The organism is Agrobacterium sp. lyk4-40-TYG-31 (assembly GCF_030209855.1).
In the GTDB taxonomy this organism is placed as follows: domain Bacteria; phylum Pseudomonadota; class Alphaproteobacteria; order Rhizobiales; family Rhizobiaceae; genus Agrobacterium; species Agrobacterium vaccinii.
This window is the reverse complement of record NZ_JARVRE010000001.1, coordinates 115461-139261: the sequence shown is the minus strand read 5'-3', so window position 1 is coordinate 139261 and position 23801 is coordinate 115461. Positions and strand designations below refer to the sequence as shown.

Annotated in this window: 26 protein-coding genes; 15 read left to right on the top strand and 11 right to left on the bottom strand. The window is 58.3% G+C overall.

Translation table 11 applies throughout. The annotated features are described in order from the left end of the window. Nucleotides 1-744: 744 nt before the first annotated feature. The 3 genes from gatA to QRN55_RS00780 form a co-directional block, all read right to left on the bottom strand. The gene (gatA, locus tag QRN55_RS00790) at nucleotides 745-2226 is read right to left on the bottom strand and encodes an Asp-tRNA(Asn)/Glu-tRNA(Gln) amidotransferase subunit GatA (RefSeq protein ID WP_284773990.1); all 1482 of its coding nucleotides are present in this window, start codon (nucleotides 2224-2226) and stop codon (nucleotides 745-747) included. Between the two features lie 57 nt (nucleotides 2227-2283). Next, nucleotides 2284-2571, bottom strand: coding sequence for an Asp-tRNA(Asn)/Glu-tRNA(Gln) amidotransferase subunit GatC (gene gatC, locus QRN55_RS00785; RefSeq protein WP_111839022.1), 288 nt, complete (start codon nucleotides 2569-2571; stop codon nucleotides 2284-2286). 127 nt (nucleotides 2572-2698) lie between these two features. Continuing rightward, the gene (locus tag QRN55_RS00780; RefSeq protein WP_284773988.1) at nucleotides 2699-3403 is read right to left on the bottom strand and encodes a metal-dependent hydrolase; all 705 of its coding nucleotides are present in this window, start codon (nucleotides 3401-3403) and stop codon (nucleotides 2699-2701) included. Between the two features lie 81 nt (nucleotides 3404-3484). Between QRN55_RS00780 and QRN55_RS00775 the strand changes: the two genes are divergently transcribed. Together QRN55_RS00775 and ruvX are read left to right on the top strand one after the other, a co-directional pair. Then, a complete protein-coding gene (locus QRN55_RS00775) occupies nucleotides 3485-3787 on the top strand; it encodes an alkylphosphonate utilization protein (RefSeq protein ID WP_284773986.1) in 303 nt (100 codons plus the stop codon). 8 nt (nucleotides 3788-3795) lie between these two features. Further along, nucleotides 3796-4284, top strand: a complete 489-nt coding sequence (gene ruvX, locus QRN55_RS00770; protein WP_284773985.1) for a Holliday junction resolvase RuvX — start codon at nucleotides 3796-3798, stop codon at nucleotides 4282-4284. Here the strand turns inward: ruvX and QRN55_RS00765 are convergent. From QRN55_RS00765 to QRN55_RS00755, 3 genes are all read right to left on the bottom strand, one after another. After that, nucleotides 4227-4553: a DUF6105 family protein gene (locus QRN55_RS00765; RefSeq protein WP_284773983.1), complete on the bottom strand. Its 327-nt coding sequence runs from the start codon at nucleotides 4551-4553 to the stop codon at nucleotides 4227-4229. The two genes, ruvX and QRN55_RS00765, sit on opposite strands and share 58 nt — an antisense overlap. Next, nucleotides 4550-4711, bottom strand: coding sequence for a hypothetical protein (locus tag QRN55_RS00760; RefSeq protein ID WP_233136703.1), 162 nt, complete (start codon nucleotides 4709-4711; stop codon nucleotides 4550-4552). The genes QRN55_RS00765 and QRN55_RS00760 overlap by 4 nt, the downstream gene beginning before the upstream one ends. A gap of 206 nt (nucleotides 4712-4917) precedes the next feature. Continuing rightward, the gene (locus QRN55_RS00755; RefSeq protein ID WP_284773981.1) at nucleotides 4918-5562 is read right to left on the bottom strand and encodes a TetR/AcrR family transcriptional regulator; all 645 of its coding nucleotides are present in this window, start codon (nucleotides 5560-5562) and stop codon (nucleotides 4918-4920) included. Between the two features lie 188 nt (nucleotides 5563-5750). Here QRN55_RS00755 and QRN55_RS00750 point away from each other — a divergent pair, with 188 nt between their 5' ends. Next, complete coding sequence (locus tag QRN55_RS00750; RefSeq protein WP_284773979.1) at nucleotides 5751-6017, top strand: type II toxin-antitoxin system prevent-host-death family antitoxin; 267 nt, start codon at nucleotides 5751-5753, stop codon at nucleotides 6015-6017. Further along, complete coding sequence (locus QRN55_RS00745) at nucleotides 6010-6432, top strand: hypothetical protein (RefSeq protein ID WP_284773977.1); 423 nt, start codon at nucleotides 6010-6012, stop codon at nucleotides 6430-6432. Before QRN55_RS00750 ends, QRN55_RS00745 begins: the two co-directional genes overlap by 8 nt. Before the next feature lie 25 nt (nucleotides 6433-6457). Here QRN55_RS00745 and QRN55_RS00740 read toward each other — a convergent pair whose 3' ends face one another. Beyond that, nucleotides 6458-8110 (bottom strand): acyl-CoA dehydrogenase family protein, encoded by a 1653-nt coding sequence (locus tag QRN55_RS00740; RefSeq protein ID WP_065701159.1) that lies wholly within the window; start codon nucleotides 8108-8110, stop codon nucleotides 6458-6460. A gap of 154 nt (nucleotides 8111-8264) precedes the next feature. On the opposite strand from QRN55_RS00740, the gene QRN55_RS00735 reads away from it, so the two are divergent. Genes QRN55_RS00735 through dprA form a run of 4 tightly spaced genes read left to right on the top strand, consistent with a single transcriptional unit; the run spans nucleotide 8265 to nucleotide 12319 of the window. Then, nucleotides 8265-9206 (top strand): aspartate carbamoyltransferase catalytic subunit, encoded by a 942-nt coding sequence (locus QRN55_RS00735; RefSeq protein WP_111839014.1) that lies wholly within the window; start codon nucleotides 8265-8267, stop codon nucleotides 9204-9206. Continuing rightward, nucleotides 9203-10492, top strand: coding sequence for a dihydroorotase (locus QRN55_RS00730; protein ID WP_284773973.1), 1290 nt, complete (start codon nucleotides 9203-9205; stop codon nucleotides 10490-10492). Before QRN55_RS00735 ends, QRN55_RS00730 begins: the two co-directional genes overlap by 4 nt. Nucleotides 10493-10526: 34 nt before the next feature. Next, nucleotides 10527-11144, top strand: coding sequence for a glycerol-3-phosphate 1-O-acyltransferase PlsY (gene plsY / locus QRN55_RS00725; RefSeq protein WP_045230662.1), 618 nt, complete (start codon nucleotides 10527-10529; stop codon nucleotides 11142-11144). Between the two features lie 32 nt (nucleotides 11145-11176). Continuing rightward, nucleotides 11177-12319, top strand: a complete 1143-nt coding sequence (gene dprA, locus QRN55_RS00720; RefSeq protein ID WP_284773971.1) for a DNA-processing protein DprA — start codon at nucleotides 11177-11179, stop codon at nucleotides 12317-12319. Here the strand turns inward: dprA and QRN55_RS00715 are convergent. Continuing rightward, a complete protein-coding gene (locus QRN55_RS00715; RefSeq protein WP_233123434.1) occupies nucleotides 12272-12508 on the bottom strand; it encodes a hypothetical protein in 237 nt (78 codons plus the stop codon). The two genes, dprA and QRN55_RS00715, sit on opposite strands and share 48 nt — an antisense overlap. A 257-nt stretch (nucleotides 12509-12765) precedes the next feature. Here QRN55_RS00715 and topA point away from each other — a divergent pair, with 257 nt between their 5' ends. From topA to rpmG, 6 genes are all read left to right on the top strand, one after another. Further along, on the top strand, nucleotides 12766-15483 hold the full coding sequence (gene topA / locus QRN55_RS00710; protein ID WP_284773969.1) for a type I DNA topoisomerase: 2718 nt from the start codon (nucleotides 12766-12768) through the stop codon (nucleotides 15481-15483). After that, nucleotides 15480-17831: a ribonuclease R gene (gene rnr / locus QRN55_RS00705; protein WP_284773967.1), complete on the top strand. Its 2352-nt coding sequence runs from the start codon at nucleotides 15480-15482 to the stop codon at nucleotides 17829-17831. The genes topA and rnr overlap by 4 nt, the downstream gene beginning before the upstream one ends. Before the next feature lie 20 nt (nucleotides 17832-17851). Further along, on the top strand, nucleotides 17852-18292 hold the full coding sequence (locus QRN55_RS00700) for a DUF983 domain-containing protein (protein ID WP_065701165.1): 441 nt from the start codon (nucleotides 17852-17854) through the stop codon (nucleotides 18290-18292). Between the two features lie 14 nt (nucleotides 18293-18306). Then, nucleotides 18307-18978 (top strand): NUDIX hydrolase, encoded by a 672-nt coding sequence (locus QRN55_RS00695; RefSeq protein ID WP_502871263.1) that lies wholly within the window; start codon nucleotides 18307-18309, stop codon nucleotides 18976-18978. Between the two features lie 8 nt (nucleotides 18979-18986). Beyond that, the gene (locus QRN55_RS00690) at nucleotides 18987-20159 is read left to right on the top strand and encodes an MFS transporter (RefSeq protein WP_112499401.1); all 1173 of its coding nucleotides are present in this window, start codon (nucleotides 18987-18989) and stop codon (nucleotides 20157-20159) included. 88 nt (nucleotides 20160-20247) lie between these two features. Further along, complete coding sequence (rpmG, locus tag QRN55_RS00685; protein ID WP_003496403.1) at nucleotides 20248-20415, top strand: 50S ribosomal protein L33; 168 nt, start codon at nucleotides 20248-20250, stop codon at nucleotides 20413-20415. Between the two features lie 111 nt (nucleotides 20416-20526). Here the strand turns inward: rpmG and QRN55_RS00680 are convergent, their stop codons facing one another. The 3 genes from QRN55_RS00680 to QRN55_RS00670 all read right to left on the bottom strand — a co-directional run bounded on the left by QRN55_RS00680 (nucleotide 20527) and on the right by QRN55_RS00670 (nucleotide 23273). Beyond that, nucleotides 20527-20748 carry a hypothetical protein gene (locus QRN55_RS00680; RefSeq protein WP_284773963.1) on the bottom strand — a complete coding sequence of 74 codons (222 nt, stop codon included), beginning with the start codon at nucleotides 20746-20748 and terminating at the stop codon, nucleotides 20527-20529. 769 nt (nucleotides 20749-21517) lie between these two features. Then, entirely contained in the window at nucleotides 21518-22885 is a 1368-nt protein-coding gene (locus QRN55_RS00675) for a PleD family two-component system response regulator (protein WP_284773961.1), read from the bottom strand. A 16-nt stretch (nucleotides 22886-22901) separates the two neighbouring features. After that, complete coding sequence (locus QRN55_RS00670) at nucleotides 22902-23273, bottom strand: response regulator (protein WP_062451405.1); 372 nt, start codon at nucleotides 23271-23273, stop codon at nucleotides 22902-22904. 128 nt (nucleotides 23274-23401) lie between these two features. Here QRN55_RS00670 and QRN55_RS00665 point away from each other — a divergent pair, with 128 nt between their 5' ends. Next, nucleotides 23402-23710, top strand: a complete 309-nt coding sequence (locus QRN55_RS00665; RefSeq protein WP_284773958.1) for a DUF3572 domain-containing protein — start codon at nucleotides 23402-23404, stop codon at nucleotides 23708-23710. Nucleotides 23711-23801: the final 91 nt, after the last annotated feature.

The window sequence follows — 23801 nt, the reverse complement described above, 5'->3', positions numbered from 1 at the left end:
CGAGGTGCCATTTTATAGACTACCCAACGAGGCAACTTACAGCGCCCCGTCCGAATACCACATTACCGCGAATGGTTGTGGACACTGATTGAAGGTCAAGCCACGGGCAGGTACTGCCGCGTGAACGGCGAAGCTTGTGTAAGCGGTGGCCGGGGTTTTTGATAGCGATGGGATTGGAGGGTGTGGCTGGGTGCCGGGTTCTGAATGCCGGTGCAAGCTGCGTTCGCTGGGCTGCGGGCTGCAACAGAGCAACCCTCATCCTGAGGTGCGGAGGCGCAGCCGGAGCCTCGAAGGACGGGGGTTGCGGGCTTGGGGCAGAGTGCGCGGCCGATGCTTCGAGGCTTTGCCCTTCGGCCAAAGCACCTCAGCATGAGGGCGGTGGGTGTGGCGGCTCGGCAAGCTTGAGCAACACGGAATGCTAGCAGCTATGAGGAATGCTTTGGGCGATGATGCAGGGCGCAACAGAGCAACCCTCAGCCATCATGAGATTGCCGAAGGAGGTGCCACGCAAAGGCCACGACAGAGCAACCCTCATCCATCATCCTGAGCTTGTCGAAGGAGAGGTGCGGAGGCAAAGCCGGAGCCTCGAAGGACGCGGGTTGCGGGCTTAGGGCAGGAGTACGCGGCGGATGCTTCGAGGGCGCTACGCGCCACCTCAGCATGAGGACGGAGGGTGAGGCAGCCCTACCTTATTGAGAGGGGGGGATAAGCCACAACCAATGAGCCTACGACCAAGGACCCCGCCTACCACCACTTGGCGGGTGAGAACTTACCCGCCGCCTGTTCGATCGCATAGGCCGTCTTGAACAGCGTTTCCTCATCGAAGGGCTTGCCGATGAGCTGAAGGCCGAGCGGCAGGCCTTTGCCGTCGAGACCGGCGGGGACCGAGAGGCCCGGCAGACCGGCCATGTTGACAGTGATGGTGAAGACGTCCTGGAGGTACATCTTGACCGGATCGGCGGCCAGTTCCTTGTCGCCGATTTCGAAGGCCGACGATGGGGTGATGGGGGCGAGCACGGCGTCGACGCCTTCGTGGAAGACGGTTTCGAAGTCGCGCTTGATCAGCGTGCGCACCTTCTGCGCCTTCAGGTAATAAGCATCGTAGTAACCAGCCGAAAGCACGTAAGTGCCGACCATGATGCGGCGCTTGACTTCGGAGCCGAAGCCAGCGGCACGGCTCTTCTCGTACATGTCGGCAATGTCCTTGCCATCGACGCGCAGCCCGTAGCGGACGCCGTCATAGCGGGCAAGGTTGGACGAGGCCTCGGCAGGCGCTACGATGTAATAGGCAGGCAACGCGTATTTGGTGTGCGGCAGCGAGATGTCGACGATCTCGGCACCGGCGTCCTTCAGCCACGCAACGCCCTGCGCCCACAGCTTTTCTATCTCTTCGGGCATGCCATCGACGCGGTATTCCTTGGGAATGCCGATCTTGAGGCCCTTGAGCGACTGGCCAATCGCCTTCTCGTAATCCGGCACCGGCAGATCGATGGAGGTCGTATCCTTCGCATCGACGCTGGCCATGGATTTCAGCAAAATCGCGGCGTCGCGCACGTCGCGGGCGATAGGGCCAGCCTGATCCAGCGACGAAGCATAGGCAGCAATGCCCCAGCGCGAGACGCGGCCATAGGTCGGCTTGATGCCGACAGTGCCGGTAAACGCCGCAGGCTGGCGGATGGAGCCGCCCGTATCTGTCGCAGTGGCACCGGCGCACAGATGCGCAGCAACGGCTGCAGCAGAACCGCCGGACGAGCCGCCGGGCACGAGCTTCCTGTCGGAACCGTTCTCGCGCCACGGGTTGACCGCCGGGCCGTAATAGGAGCTTTCATTGGACGAGCCCATGGCGAATTCGTCCATGTTGAGCTTGCCCAGCATCACGGCGCCTTCGTCCCACAGGTTCTGGGTGACGGTCGATTCGTATTTCGGCTTGAAGCCATCCAGCACGTGAGAGCAGGCCTGCGTGTGGACGTCGCGAACGGCAAAGAGATCCTTCACGCCAAGCGGAATGCCCTCAAGCGCACCGGCCTTGCCAGCCGCAAGCTTGTCGTCGGAGGCCTTGGCCATCTCGCGGGCCTTTTCAGGCGTCACGGCGACATAGACGTTCAGCGCAGCATTGGCGGCATCGACTGCGCTCAGATAGGCGTCGGTCAACTCAACGGCGGTGAAGTCCTTGGCCTTCAGCTTGTCGCGGGCTTCGGCAATGGTCAGGCTGGTCAGGTCGGTCATATCGGCAATGGCTTTCGAAAACTTTGGATCGGGCGGGTGGAAACGAGCCTGAAAGGCCTATTCGACCACCTTCGGCACCATGAAGAAATTGCGGTCCGTGGCAGGTGCATTGGCAACGATGTCATCCGCCTTGTCGCCATCGGTAACCGCATCCACGCGCTTCTTCATGGCAAACGGCGTCACCGACGTCATCGGCTCGACGCCATCGACATTCACCTCCGAAAGCTGCTCCACGAAACCGAGAATGCCATTCAACTGGCCAAGCATAATGTTGGCCTCTTCTTCGTCAACGGCAATACGGGCAAGGCGCGCAACGCGCTTCACGGTGGCAAGATCGACGGACATGGTTCTACTCCGGTCAAGAATTTTAGTACCGCTATAATGACCATGTCCGCTCTTCGCAACGGTAGAAAGCATGTCGCGTTGAAGTGAGCGCGGATTTGCGCCCACTTCAACGTGTTACGCGAAAATGTCAGAACGTCAGCGTCTGACCCGCGCTTGGCGTATCGACGATGGCTTGCGAGCCTTCCATGCCGGTGACGAATTTTTCCGGCGTCTGGTCGATAATCCCAAACGAGCCGTAATGGCAGGGAATGACGTTGCGGAACTTGAAGAAGCGCTGGCAGGCGAGAGCGGCCACCGCGCCACCCATGGTGAAACGGTCACCGATAGGAACGAGGCCGATGTCGGGCTCGTGCAACTCGTTGATCAGCGCCATGTCGGAGAAGATATCCGTATCGCCCATGTGGTAGACCGTCGGGCCGTCTTCGAAATGCAGCATCAGGCCGTTGGCATTGCCGAGCGCGTGGGACACACCATCCTCGGTGATCTGGGCGGACGAATGCAGTGCGTTGGTGAAGGTGGCGGAGAAGCCATCAAAACCCACGGTGCCGCCGGTGTTGCCCATTTCCAGCTTCGACACGCCCTTCGAGCCCAGCCATGCAGCAAGATCGGCATTGGCAAGCACGGTCGCGCCGGTGTCCTTGGCGAGCTGGATCGTATCGCCGACATGGTCGCCATGGCCGTGGGTCAGGAGAATGTGGGTAATGCCGCTGGCAGCGTCCTTGGCGTCCTGGCCCGCAAAGCCCGGGTTTCCGGTAAAAAACGGGTCGATCAGAATCTTCGCCTTACCGGTTTCGATACGAAATGCGGAATGGCCGAGCCAGGTTAGTTTCATGGAAGTTCTCCTTTGTATTGCGGGTAGAGTATGACATAGGACGGCCATGTTACGGGACGCCCACCTTACTGGATTGCGAAGATGACGACAGATAATGACGAATATGTGTACGACGAAGCGACCGGTGAATGGCGCCCGGCCTCAGAGATTGCGGCCCTGGCGGCGAAGGCAAACGAGGTTCGCGATGCCAGCGGCACGCTTCTGGTCGACGGTGATTCTGTGACTTTGATCAAGGATTTGAAGGTCAAGGGTGCGGGAACCACGTTGAAGCAAGGCACCGTGATAAAGTCTATTCGCCTGACCGACAATCCAGAAGAAATCGACTGCCGCCACGATGCTATCAAGGGTCTCGTGCTGCGCACCGAATTCGTACGCAAACGCTGAGACGAGCCATGGCGACGTTGACGATCGAGGAACTGGCAGATTTTCTGCAGACGGGGCAGGCCATTGCCGGACTGGACCTGGGCACCAAGACCATCGGCCTTGCGATGTCCGATCTGTCGCGGCGTTTTGCGACCCCTCGCCCGGTCATCAAGCGCATCAAATTTACACCGGACGCCCAGACGCTGCTGGATTTCGCGCAGAAGGAAAAGGTCGCGGCCTTCATCATCGGCCTGCCCGTCAACATGGACGGGTCATCCGGGCCGCGCGTTCAGGCAACCCGTGCCTTCGTGCGTGCCATGGGCGAGAAGACGGAGATACCTTTCGTGTTCTGGGATGAGCGGCTTTCCACTGTCGCCGCAGAACGCGCTTTGCTGGAAATGGATGTATCCCGCGCCAAGCGCGCCGAACGTATCGATTCGGCGGCGGCGAGCTTCATTCTTCAGGGTGCGCTGGACAGGCTTTCAGGCCTCGCAAGAGCCGCCGCCTTAGAGGACTGACGCAAACGCCACCATGCCGCAATAGCCTTGCGCTTGCGAAAGCCAACAATGGCAAACAGGACGAAACTGTCGACGACGATGGCGCGGGCAACCAGTGGCGGAATGCTTTCCGGGGCGATGCCGAGGATGTTTCCATAGACCTGAAACACAAGCTCGTTGGCCTGCCGCGTCAACATGAAAATGCCGAAACTCATGTCGTAATAAGACAATCCGTACCAGCTTCCGAGAAGGATGATGGGCCCGGCCCAGAATACCAGAAGCCACTTCATGCCACCTGCCCCCGCATGGGGACGGCGTCGGGAGCGACGGCGATGACTGCCCAGCGCAGGCATGCCATCAGGCACAGGTTGGCCGTGGGCACGTAGATGTCCAACGGTAGCAGTGCAAAGAACGTCATCATGACGATCAAGGATATCCAGCGGTTCACGGCGGTTCCTTTTCATAAGTCCACGGACGCATGGTTAATGATTTATTAATACAATGATCCCGCTTCTCCGAACGGGCAAATAAAACTTATGGATATGGTTAACGACGACCACGGGCCTGTGGATAAGGCGGTTGGCTCCAGGGCAACAACGCGTGCGCCCCCCGCGAAAGCGCCAAATATTATTAGAAAAATCTAACGCTAGCTAATCAGCTATAAACGCCGCGCACGATGCGCTTCACGGCTGTGCCGATTTTATCCCAATCCTTCGAGCTTTTCAGCGCAACGCCGGCAAACTGTCCGCTTATGACCGATGAGATGACGAGATGCTGGATAGCCGCGAAAATCACGGCGTTGACGGCAGCTGTATCGATGCCCTTCGGCGCTTCGAGCGAACCGCGCATCCGCTCCAGCCACTTGGCCAGCGCCTTCGCCCGGGCATCGGCTAGCTGTTTCACTTGTGGCGTATTCTCGGACACTTCCCAGGCGATGATCTTGCACACGAGCGGATCGCTACGCAGCGCTTCGATGTAATAGAGCGCCAGCTTTTCCATGAGATCGCCGTAGGTCAGCAGAAACATGCCGCCGGTATCTTCTGGGATACGATCTTTGACCCACGAGCCCAAATCTTCGCCGATGGCAGCGACCAGACCTTCCAGTCCGCCGAAGTATCGATAGATCAGTTGCTTGTCACACCCTGCCCGCCGCGCAATGGCATTGATGCCGAAGCCCTGAAACCCCTCTTCCGCCAACAAACTCTTTGCTGCCGCGAAAATTGCCTTCTCGGTCGCCGCGCGATCCTTGACGCGCTTTTCAGGGGGAGCTTCAGCAGCAGTGTCGACGATGGCCAGCATAAGCTCGCGATTCTCCATGTGGTGACGTGACCACAGGGTTAGCAAAGGGTTAATTTGGCGGCAATATAGGGCACGGTGGGAGGCGAAGGTAGTTGTGGATGATTTCACTAAGTCGCGTGTTTTGAAGCCAGTTTGCAAACTATCTGTATTTTCTGTATTGTTCAGAAACTAACGATGGGAGATATCTCGTGCCACAAAAATCCATTACGACCGCGGAATTCATGCGTCATTTCGGGCGGTACCATGATCAGGCGCAAAAGGAGCCTATCACGCTGACAAAGCATGGTCGCCCCTCCGTGGTGGTGCTACCAGTGGATCTGTTTGAGAAATTGGCAGGCAATCAGGATGTGCGTCAGGCGTATGCTGCCGGTGAGATGCCAGACGATATTGCCTCGCTTTTCAGAGAGCAACTCGAAAACGATTCGAAGGAATATCAGGCATCGCGCGATGACTGAAAAATTCAGGCGTGGTGATATTGTCGCTTATCCCTATCTTTGGCGATGGCAGAACGAGGCCGATCCGCAGCGTGATCACGGCGAGAAAGACCGCCCCGCCTGCATGATCCTAGCGATCAAAGACAAGCAAGGTCTTACGCATATCCTATTGCTTCCCATATCTCCTAAGCCACCGCACGGTGACCAGAAAGCAATCGAAATACCGGGACTGGAACTACGTCGTGCGAAACTCAGCAGCTACAAGCGCGGCTGGATCACCGTTAGCGAGTGTAATTACGACGTGATCGAACGGTCTTACCATTTCGACGCCCGACGGGAGCCAATCGGGCGGTTCAGCGAGGCGTTTCTCGAAGAGATCAGATTGGCGTTTGCACCGTTTTTAGCGGCTGGTTCGGCGAAGGTGAGCCGCACATAACCCGCGCTTATTAAAAATCCTGATTTTACGCCGCAGGCGGATACAGCAGATCGATAATATAGGTCGGGTCAAACCGGCTATCCAGCATGCCGTATGTATGGCGCCAGCCACCGGCCAGACGTGTCTCAAGAAACGCGTCAGCGATGCGTCCCGCACCGATGCGGCAGAGTTCGGCGGCGGCGGCGGCGAGTGCGAATTGTTCGACCAGCAGGCGGGCGGCACCTTCGTCGCGTTCGCAGAGCGCGATTGCGGCGCGCAGGACTTCGGTGGTTTTTTTGCCGGATGGACCGAGATCGCGCTCGAGCGTTTCGAAGACGAGGTCGAAGAGGTCCTTGCCGCGCTGGAGAACGCGCAGCACATCCAGCGCCATGACGTTGCCGGAGCCTTCCCAGATGGCGTTGACCGGGGCTTCTCGATAATGGCGGGCGATGGGGCGGTCTTCGACGTAGCCGCTGCCGCCAAGGCTTTCCATGGCTTCATAGATCAAGGCAGGTGCGATCTTGCAGCACCAGTATTTGACGATGGGCGTCATGACGCGGGCGTAGGCCGCTTCCGCCGGATTGTTGCGGGCGCTATCGAAGGCGGCGGCCAGGCGGAAGGACAATGCGGTTGCGGCAGCGACATCCAGCGCCATATCGGCCAGAACGCGCGTCATGATTGGCTGGGTGACCAGCGGTTTGCCGAAGACATTGCGGCCACGGGCGAAATGGACAGCTTCAGCCAGCGAAGCGCGCATCATGCCGGATGAGGCCAGCGCGCAATCCAGCCGCGTCAGTGTGACCATATCCAGAATGGTGCGGACACCGGCACCGGGCTCGCCCAAGAGATAGCCGAAGGCATCGGTGAATTCGACTTCGGCTGACGCATTGGAGCGATTGCCGAGCTTGTCCTTCAGACGCTGGAAATGCAGGCCGTTGGCCGAGCCGTCTTCCAGAAAACGCGGCACGAGGAAGCAGCCCATGCCGTCGCCCATCTGGGCCAGCATGACGAAACCATCGCTCATCGGCGCAGACAGGAACCATTTGTGGCCGGAGAGGCGATAGATGCCCTCACCTACGCGTTCAGCCGTCGTGCGGTTGGCGCGCACATCGGTGCCGCCCTGCTTTTCCGTCATGCCCATGCCGATGGTAACGGCGGTTTTCTGCATGGCAGGCTTTTGCGACGAATCATATTTGCGCGACAGGATTTTCGGCGCCCATTCCTGCTGCACGCGCGGCGATGTCATCATGGCGGCGACGGAGGCGTGCGTCATGGTGAGCGGGCAAAGATGCCCGGCCTCAAGCTGCGACGTGAGATAGAATTTGGTGGCACGGGCCTTGTGCTCGTTGCCGCGTGTTTCGGGCGTGTTTTCCCAGGCGCTGCTGTGCAGGCCCGAAGACATGGAGCGGCGCATCAGCGCGTGCCAGGCGGGATGAAATTCTACCTGATCCAGCCGCTCTCCGCGTGGGCCATGAGTGTGCAGCTTAGGCGTACTGACATTGGCCATGCGTGCCAGTTCCTGCGCCTCGACAGAGGTTACGTAGCGCCCGATCTGGTCGAATTCGTCGCGCAGGGGGCGCGAAAGACTGGAGGTCAAATCCACGATCAACGGGTCTGAGCGATAGGCATTGATGCCGGACCAGAGGTTGGGCTGGTTCAAATCGGCAAGCTGTTCTTCGGTCCGGTTCATATTCGTCATCGCGTGGCTATATCGGGATTCGCATTTTATTGCATGTATTAGGTCTGGCACGGCTTATCGCATGCTTGCCGACAAAGCCACCTGTCTTTATAGACCCGGTGACCAAAGCCAGAGCAGCGCACCATGCTCTATTGCGACCCGGAGGACATATTCCATGGTCTATTATCCCCACCGCCACTTGCTTGGCATCAAGGGGCTTTCCCATCAGGATATCACCACTCTTCTCGACAAGGCCGACGAGGCGGTGAAAATCAGCCGTCAGCGCGAAAAGAAGACATCGACGCTGCGCGGGCTGACCCAGATCAACCTTTTCTTCGAAGCCTCCACTCGCACACAAGCGTCCTTCGAGCTGGCCGGTAAACGGCTGGGTGCCGACGTTATGAACATGTCGGTGGGCAATTCATCGGTCAAAAAAGGCGAGACGCTGATCGACACGGCCATGACGCTGAATGCCATGCGCCCCGATGTGCTAGTGGTGCGCCATTCCTCCGCTGGTGCTGCGGCGCTTCTGGCACAGAAAGTCGCCTGCTCAGTGGTCAATGCCGGCGATGGTCAGCATGAACATCCGACCCAGGCGCTGCTCGATGCGCTGACGATCCGCCGCGCCAAGGGCACGCTTTCGGGCATAACGGTGGCGATTTGCGGTGACGTTCTGCATTCGCGCGTGGCGCGTTCCAACATCATTCTCTTGAACCAGATGGGCGCACGCGTTCGCGTCGTTGCGCCGCCAACGCTTCTGCCATCGGGCATCGCGGATATGAGCGTGGAAGTGTACCACGACATGAAGGAGGGACTTGCGGGTGCCGACGTGGTGATGATGCTGCGCTTGCAGCGTGAGCGCATGTCGGGCTCCTTCGTGCCTTCGGTGCGCGAATATTTCCATTATTATGGGCTGGATGCCGAAAAGCTGAAGGCTGCCAAGGAGGATGCACTCGTCATGCATCCCGGCCCGATGAACCGCGGCGTCGAAATCTCATCCGAAGTGGCTGACGGCCCGCAGAGCGTGATTGAAAGTCAAGTGGAAATGGGGGTCGCCGTGCGCATGGCCGTCATGGAAACGCTTCTTATCTCGCAAAACCAGGGAGAGCGCGTATGAGCACCGCAACCGTTCTCAAGAATGTTCGTATTATTGACCCCTCGCGCAGTCTGGATGAAGTCGGCACGATCATCATCAATGCCGATGGTAACATCCTCGCAGCAGGCAAGGAGGCACAAAATCAGGGCTTCCCGGAAGGCACGGCTGTGCGCGATGCCAAGGGTCTGGTTGCCACACCGGGTCTGGTCGACGCGCGCGTTTTCGTGGGCGAACCGGGTGCCGAACACCGCGAAACAATCGAATCCGCTTCGCGTGCAGCGGCCGCGGGCGGCGTGACAAGCATGATCGTGATGCCGGATACCGACCCCGTTATCGACGACATCGCGCTGGTTGAATTCGTGAAGAAGACCGCCCGCGACAAGGCGCTGGTCCATATCTATCCGGCAGCGGCGCTGACCAAGGGTCTGCGCGGCGAGGAGATGACCGAATTCGGCATGCTGAAGGAAGCCGGTGCCGTTGCCTTCACCAATGGCCGCAAGGCGCTGTCCGATACGCTGGTGCTGCGACGCGCCATGACCTACGCGCGTGAATTGGACGCAGTGATTTCGCTGGAGACACGTGACCAGTATATCGGCCATGGAGACATGAATGAGGGGCTGTTTGCCAGCTGGCTCGGGCTATCGGGCATTCCGAAAGAAGCTGAAATCATTCCACTGGAGCGGGATCTGCGCATCGCGGCACTCACCCGCGCCAATTACCACGCCGCCAAGATTTCCGTGCGCGAATCCGCCGAGGCGATGAAGCTGGCGAAAGCCAAGGGCGTGAAAGCCACCTGCGGCATTTCCATCAACCACCTGACACTGAACGAAAACGATATCGGCGAATACCGAACCTTCTTTAAGCTCTCCCCGCCGCTACGCTCCGAAGACGACCGCATGGCCATGGTGAATGCGTTGAAGGACGGCACGATCGATATCATCGTCTCTTCGCACGATCCGCAGGATGTGGACACCAAACGCCTGCCGTTTTCGGATGCGGCGAGCGGTGCAATCGGGCTTGAGACCATACTGGCGGCGGCTTTGCGTCTCTACCACAGCGACCAGGTGCCGCTGATGCGGCTGATCGATGCGCTTTCCACCCGCCCTGCCCACATCTTCGGACTGGATGCGGGAACGCTGAAGCCGGGGGCTAATGCGGATATCACGCTGATCGATCTTGACGAGCCGTGGCTGGTATCCGAGAAAAATTTGGTATCGAGGTCCAAGAACACGCCATTCGAAGACGCCCGCTTTACTGGTCGCGCCGTTGCAACCTATGTTGCGGGCAAGCTGGTGCATTCCGTATAAGAAAACGACGCGACAGGACCGAGGGGACCTTGTAATGACCGCATTGACTGACTGGCAGACAGCGCCTGCGCTTCTCGCCCTTGCTGCCCTGATCGGCTATCTCTTGGGGTCTATCCCTTTCGGCTTGATCCTGACACGGGCGGCGGGTCTGGGGGATGTTCGCAATATCGGGTCCGGCAATATCGGTGCGACCAATGTGCTGCGCACCGGCAACAAGAAGCTGGCGGCGGCGACTTTGTTGCTAGATGCGTTGAAGGGGACTGCTGCGGTTCTCATTGCCCACAAACTTTGGGGTTACGAGGCCTCGCTGGTGGCGGGCTTCTTTGCGTTTCTTGGGCACCTGTTTCCGGTGTGGCTGGGCTTCAAGGGTGGCAAGGGTGTCGCGGTCTACATCGGTGTGCTGTTGGGCGCTGCACCGCTTATGATGCTGGCCTTTGCGGCAATCTGGATTGCGACCGCATTCCTCACCAAATATTCCTCTCTCTCCGCACTGGTTGCAATGCTTGTCATTCCGGTTGCATTGTGGATAGTAGGACCGGAGAAAACGGCTCTGCTTGTGACGCTGCTCAGCGTTATCTCCTGGTATATGCACCGGGAAAACATCAAGCGGTTGCTGGCGGGGACTGAAAGCAAGATCGGTAAAAAGGGCTGAGGCCATTCCTCTTGCCCTGACGGGGGCGAGACATGCCGCATGATGGCGAAACGAAGCGCGGCATTGCGCTGACCGACCGGCAACGAGTCGCATGGCTTCGGCTGATCCGCAGCGACAATATTGGTCCCGTCACCTTCCGCGAACTCATCAACCATTTCGGCAGTGCCGAAAAGGCGCTGGACGCCCTGCCCGACCTTTCGCGCCGGGGCGGTTCGGCCCGCAGCCCGCGCATTGCAACGATTGCCGAGGTGGAACGGGAGATCGAGGCGGCGGAAAAATTCGGCGCGCGATTCGTCGGCATTGGCGAGCCGGATTATCCACCGGCCCTGCGCGAGATCGACGGGGCGCCGCCGATCATTTCCATGAAAGGATCGGGCCGCACGGCTGTTCGACCATCCATCGGTATTGTCGGGTCCCGCAATTCCTCCATCAATGGTTCGAAGTTTGCGGCCATGCTGGCGCGGCAGTGCGGACAGGCGGGTTATACCATCGCATCCGGTCTTGCCCGTGGAATCGATGCGGCGGCACACGCGGCCAGCCTGTCCACCGGCACGGTTGCCATGCTGGCAGGCGGGCTGGACAAACCCTACCCGCCCGAAAATCTGCGGCTGCTGGATGAGATCTACGGCAATGACGGTGCCAGCATCAGCGAAATGCCGTTTGGATGGGAGCCGCGCGCGCGGGACTTTCCGCGTCGCAACCGGCTGATCGCGGGCGTTTCCATGGGTGTCTTGATCGTAGAAGCGGCAGACAGGTCCGGCTCGCTGATCACAGCACGGTTGGCGGGCGAGTTCGGGCGTTTGGTGTTTGCCGTGCCCGGTTCGCCGCTCGATGCACGTTGCCATGGCACCAACCGGCTGATCAAGGATGGCGCGATGCTGGTGACTGAGGCCGCCGACATTCTCGATGCGCTAAAGCCGTTGATGGAACCGATGCTACCCATTCAGCATGTGGCGAATGAAAGCTCCGAGGAAATGGATATATCACCGCCCGGTGACGATGACCGCAGCATCATCGCCTCTGCGCTGGGGCCATCACCGGTGGAAACCGACGACATTATTCGCCACACGGGCCTGCCGGCCTCCACCGTCTATCTGGTTCTCTTGGAACTGGATATTGCCGGACGCTTAAATCGGCACGCCGCGGGACGGGTTTCGTTGGTTATGGCCGACTGAGAGCTTGCGCCGACCATTTTGAATATCTCCCGCTTCGATATAGGCCATCTCGATGAGGTAGCAGAGCATGTCTGCGCCCTCACGTTCTGCAACGATGCGCAGTTCAGCGAGCATTTGCCTGATATAGGCGAGATTTTCCGATGTTTGTTCGCCTCTGCTTTGGCTGCTATTCTGTGCACTCACGACCATGTCTACCTCAATTGAACTCTTGCAGAGCAGCGTCATAAAAAGAGCACCACCCGACATGAGCAACCATAACTTGTTTATCTATAATTGCAATCGACTTTTAAATCCCCCAAAGGTTGCATCTTGGTGTAATGGCAGAAAAACGGCCTTTGCCTCTTGACCCAAGCGCATTACCTGTCCATGTCGAAATAAAGGTAGCGTTGTTGCGGCTGTAAAAAGCGGCACTGCATGTTAACGGGCAAGTTCCGAGAGAAAACAATATGAATGTCGTCGTCGTAGAATCACCGGCAAAAGCCAAGACGATCAACAAGTATCTTGGCCCCGGCTATAAGGTGCTTGCATCGTTTGGTCACGTTCGGGATCTTCCCGCAAAAGATGGCTCGGTGCTTCCCGATCAGGATTTCGAAATGACGTGGGAGGTCGATCCGGCCTCGCAAAAGCGCATGAAGGAAATCGCCGATGCCGTGAAGGCATCCGACGGATTGTTTCTCGCGACCGACCCGGATCGCGAAGGTGAAGCTATTTCCTGGCACGTTCTCGATCTGCTGCGAAAGAAGAAGGTGATCGGCGACAAGCCAGTGAAGCGCGTTGTGTTCAACGCCATCACCAAGAAGGCTGTGCTCGATGCGATGGCCGATCCGCGCGACATCGACATTCCCCTGGTGGATGCCTATCTCGCCCGCCGCGCACTGGATTATCTCGTCGGCTTCAATCTCTCCCCCGTTTTGTGGCGCAAGCTGCCGGGTGCGCGTTCGGCTGGCCGTGTTCAGTCCGTGTCGCTGCGTCTGGTCTGCGACCGGGAATCGGAAATCGAGCGTTTCGTATCAGAGGAATACTGGAACATCTCGGCACTGTTGAAGACACCGCGTGGTGATGACTTCGAGGCTAAGCTGGTGTCTGCCGACGGCAAGCGTTTGCAGGGCCGGTCAGTGAAAACCGGCGACGATGCCAACAGGTTGAAAACATTGCTGGAGGGTGCGACCTATACTGTCGATACGGTCGAGGCGAAGCCCGTCAAGCGCAACCCCGGCCCTCCTTTCACGACTTCAACGCTTCAACAGGCCGCATCGTCGCGCATGGGCTTTTCCGCCTCGCGCACCATGCAGGTGGCGCAGCGGCTTTACGAAGGTATCGACATCGGCGGCGAGACCGTCGGTCTCATCACTTATATGCGTACCGATGGTGTGCAGATGGCACCCGAAGCCATCGATGCAGCACGCAGCGCCATTGGCGAGCAGTTCGGCGCTCGCTACGTGCCAGACAAGGCGCGCATCTATTCCACCAAGGCCAAGAACGCCCAGGAAGCGCACGAAGCCATTCGCCCAACGGATTTCAGCCGCACGCCCGATCAGGTCAAAAAATACCTCGATGCTGACCAGTTGCGTCTCTACGAACTGGTCTGGAAGCGCGGTATCGCCAGCCAGATGGCGTCTGCCGAAATCGAGCGCACGACAGTGGAAATTCTGGCCGACAACAAGGGCGAGACGGCTGGCCTGCGTGCTGTCGGTTCGGTCATCCGTTTCGATGGCTTCATAGCCGCCTACACCGACCAGAAGGAAGATGGCGAGCAGAGTGACGATGGCGATGAAGATGGCCGTCTGCCGCAGATCAATGCCCGCGAAAGCCTCGCCAAGCAGAAGATCAATGCCAGCCAGCACTTCACTGAGCCGCCACCGCGTTATTCGGAAGCGTCGCTGATCAAAAAGATGGAAGAGCTCGGCATCGGGCGTCCTTCCACTTATGCGGCAACGCTGAAAACGTTGAGCGACCGCGAATATATCATCGTCGACAAGCGCAAGCTGGTGCCGCATTCGCGTGGACGGCTGGTAACGGCTTTCCTCGAAAGCTTCTTCACGAAATACGTGGAATACGACTTCACTGCCGATCTGGAAGAAAAGCTCGACCGTATCTCCGCGGGTGAACTGGACTGGAAGCAGGTTCTTCGCGATTTCTGGAAGGACTTCTTCGCGCAGATCGAAGACACAAAGGAACTGCGCGTTACCAACGTGCTGGATGCGCTGAACGAAGTTCTGGCACCGCTCGTGTTCCCGACTCGCGAAGACGGCTCAGACCCACGTATCTGCCAGGTGTGCGGAACGGGGAACCTGTCGCTCAAGCTCGGCAAATACGGCGCTTTCGTCGGCTGCTCGAACTACCCGGAATGCAATTTCACCCGTCAGCTGAACTCGGATGGTGCCGAGGCTGAGGCTGCTGCCTTGAACGAGCCAAAGGCGCTGGGTGCGGACCCGCATACGGGCGAAGAGCTGACGCTGCGGTCGGGTCGTTTCGGACCTTACATCCAACGTGGAGACGGCAAGGAAGCCAAGCGCTCATCGCTGCCCAAGGGCTGGAAGCCCGAGGATATCGACCACGAAAAGGCGCTGGCGCTCATCAACCTGCCGCGCGATATCGGCAAGCACCCGGAATCAGGCAAGATGATTTCGGCGGGTCTCGGTCGTTACGGGCCGTTCCTGCTGCATGATGGTGGTTATGCCAACCTCGAAAGCATCGAGGACGTGTTCTCCATCGGCCTGAACCGCGCAGTGACCGTAATTGCCGAGAAGAAGGCATCGCCAGGCCGTGGACGCTCCGCGACACCAGCCGCACTGAAGGAACTGGGCGACCATCCCGATGGCGGCGCGATTACCGTTCGTGATGGCAAGTATGGACCTTACGTCAACTGGGGCAAGGTTAATGCGACCATTCCAAAGGCGCAGGCACCTGACACGGTGACGCTGGACGAGGCGCTGGTGCTGATTGCAGAGCGCATTGCCAAGACCGGCACCGGCAGCAACGGCAAGCCCGTGAAGGCCAAGAAGGCTGCGGCACCGAAGAAGGCCACCAAGGCTGCCAGCGCCGATGGCGAGACCAAGGCCAAGGCGAAGCCGAAGGCTGCGGGCAAAAGTAAAACGGCTGCAAAGCCCAAAGCGGCTGCCAAAGCAAAAGCAGCACCCAAAGCGAAGAAGGCAGAATCTTGAGCAAAGCACCGCGTAAGACATCCGGCTCGGCGGGCGATGGCTTCGGCCGCACCGGTCGCGGGAAAAAAGTTCTCGAATCTGCTGGTATCATCCACGGCGAAGTTCCACCACGCGATGTGCTGCTGAAGTTCATCGCCGAGCATCCTGATCAGGCCTCCAAGCGCGAAATCGCCAAGGCTTTCGGGCTGAAGGGCGAAACGCGCATCGTGCTGAAGGCTCTTTTGAAGGAGCTTGAAACCGATGGCATGGTGCACAAGAGCCGCAAGTCGCTGATGCGCCCGGGCGGCCTTCCGCCTGTGACGGTTCTCGACATCACAACCCGCGACAAGGATGGCGGCCTGATCGGACGGCCTGCGGAATGGCCGGACGAGAACGGGGCGGCACCTGCCGTCATCATCCGCCAATCCTCTGCCGACCGCCAAAAGGGCAAGGCCCCGGTGGGCGGCATTGGCGACCGGGTGCTGGCCAAGATTTTCCCATCCAAGGAAGTCGGTGGCCCGGCCTATACGGCGCGCATCATCAAGCTGATCGACAGACGTCAGGGCGGATCGCTCGGCGTATTCAAGGAAACGCCGGGTGGCGGCGGTCGTCTGATGCCGATCGAACGGCGCGGCGATGAGATGGTCATCGATCCCGATGGCGTGGGCGATGCCAAGGACGGCGATCTGGTGGAGGTGGAAACCTCGCGCAACAGCGGTCGTTATGGCCTGCCGCGCGCCAAGGTTCTTTCCGTCGTCGGTTCTGTGGCGTCCGAAAAGGCGATCTCGATGATCGCCATTCATGCCCACGGCATTCCGCATATCTTCCCCTCGGATGTACTGGCCGCTGCTGATGCAGCCAAGCCCGCGACGATGGCGCATCGTGAAGACTGGCGCAAACTGCCGCTCATCACCATCGACCCTGCCGATGCCAAGGACCACGATGACGCCGTTTATGCGGAGCTGGACCCCTCGCCCGACAACCCGGATGGCGTGATCGTCACCGTGGCGATTGCCGATGTGTCCTATTACATCCGTTCCGGCTCACCGCTGGACCGTGAGGCGTTGAAGCGCGGCAATTCGGTCTATTTCCCCGACCGCGTCGTGCCGATGCTGCCGGAGCGTATTTCGAACGATCTCTGCTCGCTGAAGGAAGGCGTTGATCGCCCGGCGCTCGCCGTACGGATGGTGTTTTCCAAGGAAGGCCGCAAGGCCAGCCACACCTTCCACCGCATCATGATGAAGAGTGCGGCGAAGCTTTCCTATCAACAGGCCCAGGCAGCCATCGATGGCAACCCTGATGACAAGACCGGCCCGATGCTGGAACCGATCCTGCGTCCCCTATGGCATGCCTATGAGGTGATGAAGATCGGGCGCGACCGTCGCCAGCCGCTCGAGCTGGATATGCCGGAGCGCAAGATCATTCTGAAAGCCGATGGCACGGTTGATCGTGTGCATGTTCCTGAACGTCTCGACGCGCACAAGCTGATCGAAGAGATGATGATCCAGGCCAATGTCTGTGCCGCCGAAACGCTGGAAGTGAAAAAGCAGCGTCTGGTCTACCGCGTGCATGACGCGCCGACGATTGCCAAGCAGGAAGTGCTGCGCGAATTCCTCAACACCATCGGTTATTCGCTGGTCAAGGGTGGACAGGTTCGCGCCAATTCCTTCAACGGCATTCTGGCGCGCGCGCTGGATACGCCGCACCAGATCATCGTCAACGAAATGGTGTTGCGCTCGCAAAGCCAGGCGATCTACAGCCCTGATAATATCGGCCATTTCGGCTTGAACCTGATGAAATACGCGCATTTCACTTCGCCGATCCGTCGTTATGCCGACCTTATCGTGCACCGCGCACTGGTAGGTTCGCTGGGCCTTGGCGAAGGTGGCATTACGCCACAGGAAGAGGCGACGCTGGCCGATGTGGCGGCTGAAATCTCCACCTTCGAGCGGCGCGCCATGGCGGCGGAACGCGATACGGTCAACCGGCTGATTGCGCATCATCTGTCGCAGCGCGTGGGCGAAGAATTCGAGGGTCGGGTCGGCGGTGTCACCAAGGCGGGACTATTTGTCGCGCTGCCGCAGTTTGGCGCTGACGGATTTGTTCCTATATCTACGCTGGGTACGGACTATTACATCTATGACGAGGCGCATCAGGCTCTGACGGGTGAAAAGACCGGACTTGGCTATCAGCTGGGCGATACGGTTCAGGTTCGTCTGGCTGAGGCCATGCCGCTTGCGGGCGCCTTGCGGTTTGAGGTGTTGAACGAAGGCAAGAAAATGCCTGCGGCGACACGCTCTTTCCACAAGACGACACGGCGCACCAGCGGCCCGACACCCGGCACAAGGCCGCCACGCAGACGCAGATAACAAGTCCAGAGGACACGCGCATGACGACGACCGAGACGCAGACAGTGCAGTATGGTGGCAAACCGGAAGACCGTCCGCTTGGTCGCTCTATCATGCGCGGCATTCTGAGCCGTTGCCCCGCCTGCGGCAATGGACACCTGTTCCGCGCCTGGCTGAAGCCGGTGGATGAGTGCGCATCCTGTGGCGAAGACATGCACCACCAGCGCTCAGACGATCTTCCGCCCTATATCTCGATCATGATTCTCGGCCACGTCGCCGTTGGCGGCTTCATGATGACGGACACGGTGTTTCTGGTGCCGATGTGGGTTCACTTCGCCATATGGGTGCCCATTACCATTCTGGTGGCGCTGCTGACGATCCAGCCGATCAAGGGTGGCGTCATCGGCCTGCAATGGGCATTGAAGATGCACGGCTTCAGCAATGAGCCGGAAAAAGAACAGATCGACGGCTCGTCTCACTGACGGAGCCCAGAACCTTGGCCACCGCTGTTCCGGCTGAAAAAGCCCCTTACCTGCGCCCGAAAGACGCCGCATCGATCCTTCTTCTGGACCGGTCCGGCGACAGAACCCGTGTCTTGATGGGCAAACGCTCCAGCGCCCATGTGTTCATGCCTGACGTCTATGTGTTTCCCGGTGGCAGGCGTGATCCATCCGACCGCACCCTACCCTTCGGCGCCGATCTGCATCCCGTTGTTTTGCAAAATCTGATGCGTGCCGCTTCCCGAGCGATGACGGAAGGTGGTGCACGCGCTTTGGCGCTTGCGGCCCTTCGCGAGTTGCATGAGGAAACGGGACTGCGTTTTCACATGGAGACGGAAAGGCGTGATCGACCCGATCTTTCATCGCTGCGTTTTGTCGCCCGCGCCATCACGCCGCCCGGCAGGGTCAGGCGCTTCGATACGCGGTTCTTTTGCTGTTTTACCGATGAGGCAGGCATAAATCCTGACGACATCCAGGATTCCGACGAGCTGCAAAACCTTGAATGGCTTGACATCGAGGACAATTCAGGTGTGAACATGGCACCCATTACACGGTTGGTTCTCGAAGATGTCACAAAGTTCATGATAGGTGATCCTTCGTTACAATTCGAAAGCCCGGTGCGACAATATTTCGAGCGTCGCGGCAATTTCATTCGTGGCTTTCTATAAAGGTCTTCATGTCCCATCCGACTTGCGACGCCGACGATATTCACTGGCCCTCGCTCATCGCCGCCATATCCGCCATCAGCGCCGTTGGCATCGCCATCGGCCTCGGCTTGCCGCTTTTGAGCATCATTCTTGAAAAGCGCGGTATCTCCTCCAGCATGATCGGCCTCAACACGGCCATGGCGGGTGTCGCCGCCATGATGGCAGCGCCGGTGACCAGCAGGCTGGCGCATGAGTTCGGTGTGGCGCGCACCATGATGACGGCGGTGGTCGTCTCGGCGATCAGCGCGCTTGGCTTTTATTTCGCCGATGCCTTCTGGATGTGGTTTCCGCTGCGAATCGTTTTCCATGGTGCTACCACCATGCTGTTCATTCTCTCCGAGTTCTGGATCAATGCCGCAGCGCCGCCCAGACGGCGCGGCATGGTGCTGGGCATGTATGCGACCGGCATGGCCGTGGGCTTTGCTGGCGGCCCGCTGCTGTTTTCCGCTATCGGCAGCGAGGGAATCACACCCTTTTTGCTCGGCTCGGCCATCATCCTTCTGGCGGCGATCCCTATCTTCCTCGCCCGGCACGAAAGCCCGGATCTGGATGAAAAGCCCAACCACCACTTCGTGCGCTACATCTGGCTAGTGCCGATGGCCTCGGCTGCGGCCTTCGTCTATGGGTCGGTGCAGGCGGGCGGGCTGTCGCTCTTCCCGGTCTATGCCACTCGCGAAGGCTTCAGCGAATCGCAGGCCGCGTTGCTGCTGACCGTCATGGCGATCGGCAACATGGCGTTTCAAATCCCCATCGGCATGCTGTCCGACCGCATGAAGGACCGGCGCATTCTGTTAGGTCTGATGGCGCTGACGGGCGTCATAGGCACGCTTGCGCTGCCGCTGCTGGTGGATAACTGGATGCTGCTGTCATCGCTGCTGTTGCTATGGGGTGGCTGCGTGTCCGGCATGTATACCGTTGGCCTCACCCATCTGGGTTCCCGCCTCACCGGCTCCGATCTGGTGGCAGCCAACGCCGCCTTCATCTTCTGTTACGCCATCGGCACCATTGCCGGGCCGCAAACCGTGGGAATTTCCATGGATGTGGCCGGGACGGATGGTTTTGCCTGGGCCTTGGCGATGTTTTTCGGGCTCTACGTGGTTCTTTCCATTGGCCGTTCGGTTTTCGGATCAAATCGGACTTGACTTTTCGGGCGCGATCCGTAGTTTCGCGCCAGATTTAGCCGGGGTCCAACAGGTCCGCGGACTCACTATTGTTAAAGGCAGGACGACCATGGCGAAAGCTACAACAATCAAGATCAAGCTGCTGTCGACAGCCGACACCGGTACTTTCTATGTCACGACGAAGAACAGCCGTACCTTCACGGACAAGATGACAAAGACGAAGTACGACCCAGTCGTACGCAAGCACGTTGAATTCAAGGAAACGAAGATCAAGTAATTTCCTTTGCATGCACTGCCAAAAACGCGCCCTTCGAGGCGCGTTTTTTGTTTTGCGGATAACAACGCTCAAAGCCTGAAGTGGCGATTGCCGCAGCCAACCTTAATCTGTTCACCCAAAATAATATTCTAGGTCAGATACTAAGTTTCCATCGAATTCAGAAAATTTTCTATTTTTCTTCTCCAGTATCTCATACATTACACCCTTGACTGGACTGCCTCCATTCTTCGCAGCCGCGTCTATGCGTCCGTAAAGTGACAAGACATCTGATCCATCATCAATGTATTTTGCGGCCAGATATTTTATAATATTTACGCTTTCATCTTTTGTCATTCGTTCCTCCTGACACGTCGGAGAGATTCAACATTAAGAAACACCCCCTCTTCGTTGTCTGCGCAAAAATATGCATGCGACTACGAGTCGTAGGGAGACTAGCACCTAATAAAACCGCGTGAGGAAAAGCCGCTTACAGGGAAAATGGGTCGACCGGGACAGCAAAGACAGTACGAGGAACCGTTCAAAAGCGTCGCCGGTCGACCAGCCCCAAGACCCAGGAATGCGGCGGACCTGAGCACCATGGGGTATCTGAGAGATAACTGCCTTCCTACCAAGAAAAGCAGCCATCCAGAACCAATATTTTCTGCTTCATCACAGCGGCGAGAGCACGCTGCAAGTGCGGAAATTTTCGTCTTGATGAAGTATCGCGTAACGCCTGAAGAATATCAACAAATTATTAATCCAAACGACGTCCCATCCATCGATATGGTTAAATATCCCGCGATGATACAGGGGAATTACTGACGCGGACCGGATAGATACATAATAAACCCCATCGTTATTATGGGTATATGTGCGCCCTCTTCAATAACGGGGCTGGTCGTTCTCTCGAAAACATCAACAATGTGCAAGATGAAACTGCCGTTCGACATCCGGCAACATATTTCTTATCTGGAAGACAACGTTGAGGCTTTGCGAGTCTGGATGGCACATACGGCGTTTGGTCTTTGCGATCACGCGCAAACACTGGGACGTCACTGATGTGACGCGCCGTCATTGTTATTGTGGATAACAGTCAGCAGAACGAAGAATGGTGTAATGGCATTCAGGCAGCAGCGGCGACCACGCGGTTGCGGCCAGCGCTTTTTGCCTCGTACAAAGCCCGGTCTGCCTGCCGCATCAATTGCTCCGGCGTTTCAACAGACGGAGCGTTGGTGGCGATGCCCAGAGATGCGGTGATATGCAGTTCCCGGCCAGAGCGCAGCGTGAATGGCGTGTCTTCGATGATCGAGCGCAGCCGCTCGGCGACGGAGGCTGCCATGTCCACCGACGTATCCGGCATGACGACCACGAATTCCTCGCCACCGTAGCGGCATGCCAGATCCGCGCCGCGCACGGTGGAGCGCAGCCTGGCTGCAAACTCGCGCAGAACTTCGTCGCCCGCATCGTGGCCGTAGGTATCGTTCACATGCTTGAAGCGGTCGATATCGGTGATGCAGACCGAAAGCGGGCGTTCGCGCGCAGCAGCCCGGTTGAATAGAATTTTCAGGTGGTTATCGAGATAACGGCGATTGTTGAGGCCGGTCAGCGCGTCGATTACGGCCATTTCTATGGTCTGGTCGAGGTTCTCGCGCAGCCTGTTGTTGAAGCGCTTGCGCTTGATCTGCGTCAGCGTGCGCGCCACGAGTTCGTTGGGATCAAGCGGTCGCACGATGTAATCGTTGACGCCGAGTTCCAACGCACGGACGATCATGGTCTCATCGCCCTGTTCGGTGATCAGCAGCAGCGGCAAAAAGCGGGTTCGCTCGAGCGAGCGAAGCTGCGAGCAAAGCCGCAGGGGATCGAAATTATCGAAGTTGGAGTTGACGATGGCCATCTCATAGTCGTTTTCAGCTGCCTCGAACAAAGCCGTCGCCGGTTCGGTCAGGGCAAAGACCTCGGCCACCGGCTTCAGCGCCTTGATGATGCGCTCCTGCGAACTGGCGCGACCGTCGATCAGCAGGACCCGGCCCGGCTGTTCGATCTGCACATTCTCGGAAATCGGATCGCCAATACCGATCGTCTGGGCGGTGTGAGCGCGGGCGCGAAGCTCGTCGCTCATGGATTTGAGGCGCACCAAGCTTTTGACGCGCGAGATCAATTGAAGATCGTTGACTGGCTTGGTCAGAAAATCGTCGGCACCGGCTTTGAGGCCGCGCACGCGGTCTGCAGGCTGATCCAGCGCCGTAACCATAACCACGGGAATATGGGCGGTTGCGGGATTGGCCTTGAGGCGTTCACACACCTCGAAGCCATCCATGTCCGGCATCATGATATCCAGAAGAATGATATCGACCTGCTCCGTGTTGCAGATATCGAGGGCTCTGGCGCCGTTATCTGCACACAGGACGTCGAAATATTCTGCCGACAAGCGTGCCTCAAGCAGCTTCACATTTGTCGGAATATCATCGACAACCAGAATTCTCGCAGTCATGCGCCCGCCCCTCGCCTTACACGTCGCCGAGATATGTTTTGATGGTCTCAATAAATTTAGGAACTGAAATCGGCTTCGAGACATAGGCCTCGCAGCCGCCCTGACGAATGCGCTCCTCATCACCCTTCATGGCGAAGGCCGTGACGGCAATAACCGGGATGACATGCAGTTCGTCGTCTTCCTTCAGCCATTTCGTGACTTCCAGGCCAGACACTTCGGGCAGCTGAATATCCATGAGGATCAGATCGGGGCGGTGTTTGCGCGCCAGATCCAGCGCTTCCATGCCGTTACGTGTCTGAATCGTCGTGTAACCAGACGCTTCGATCAAGTCACGAAAGAGCTTCATATTCAGCTCGTTGTCTTCAACTATCATGACCTGTTTGGGCATGGACCGGTCCTCGTTTCACTTTGAAACCCATTCACGGACATATAGAGTGTCTGAGAAGCGATTCCATTATCCCCCAGTGGTTCACGCTAGTGGGATTTGGTTGAGAAATAGGTAACTTCAGTAAACAAATGTTGCACGACACAAAAAACGGCAAAAGAGCCCCGAAAGACAGTCATGAAACAGCGGTCGCCATACTTGGCTGGCTGGCCAGCGAGCCGGATATGCTTGCCCGTTTTCTGGCGCTGAGCGGTCTGCAACCCAATATGCTGCGCCAATCCGTCAACGACCCCGGCTTCCTCGCAGGCCTTACCGATTTCATCATGAGCCACGAACCTGACCTCATGGCCTTTTGCGAAGCAACCGGCACCAGCCCCGAAGACGTGACGGCAGCATGGCACCACTATTCCGGCCCCGGACTGGACTCCGGTCAGTATTGAACTCTCAGGAACACTGCGCGTTACGTTTTAGAATGGTTTGATCTCGTCAGACCCCGACACCGGCGAAGCCCAGTTCACATCCTTCGATCGT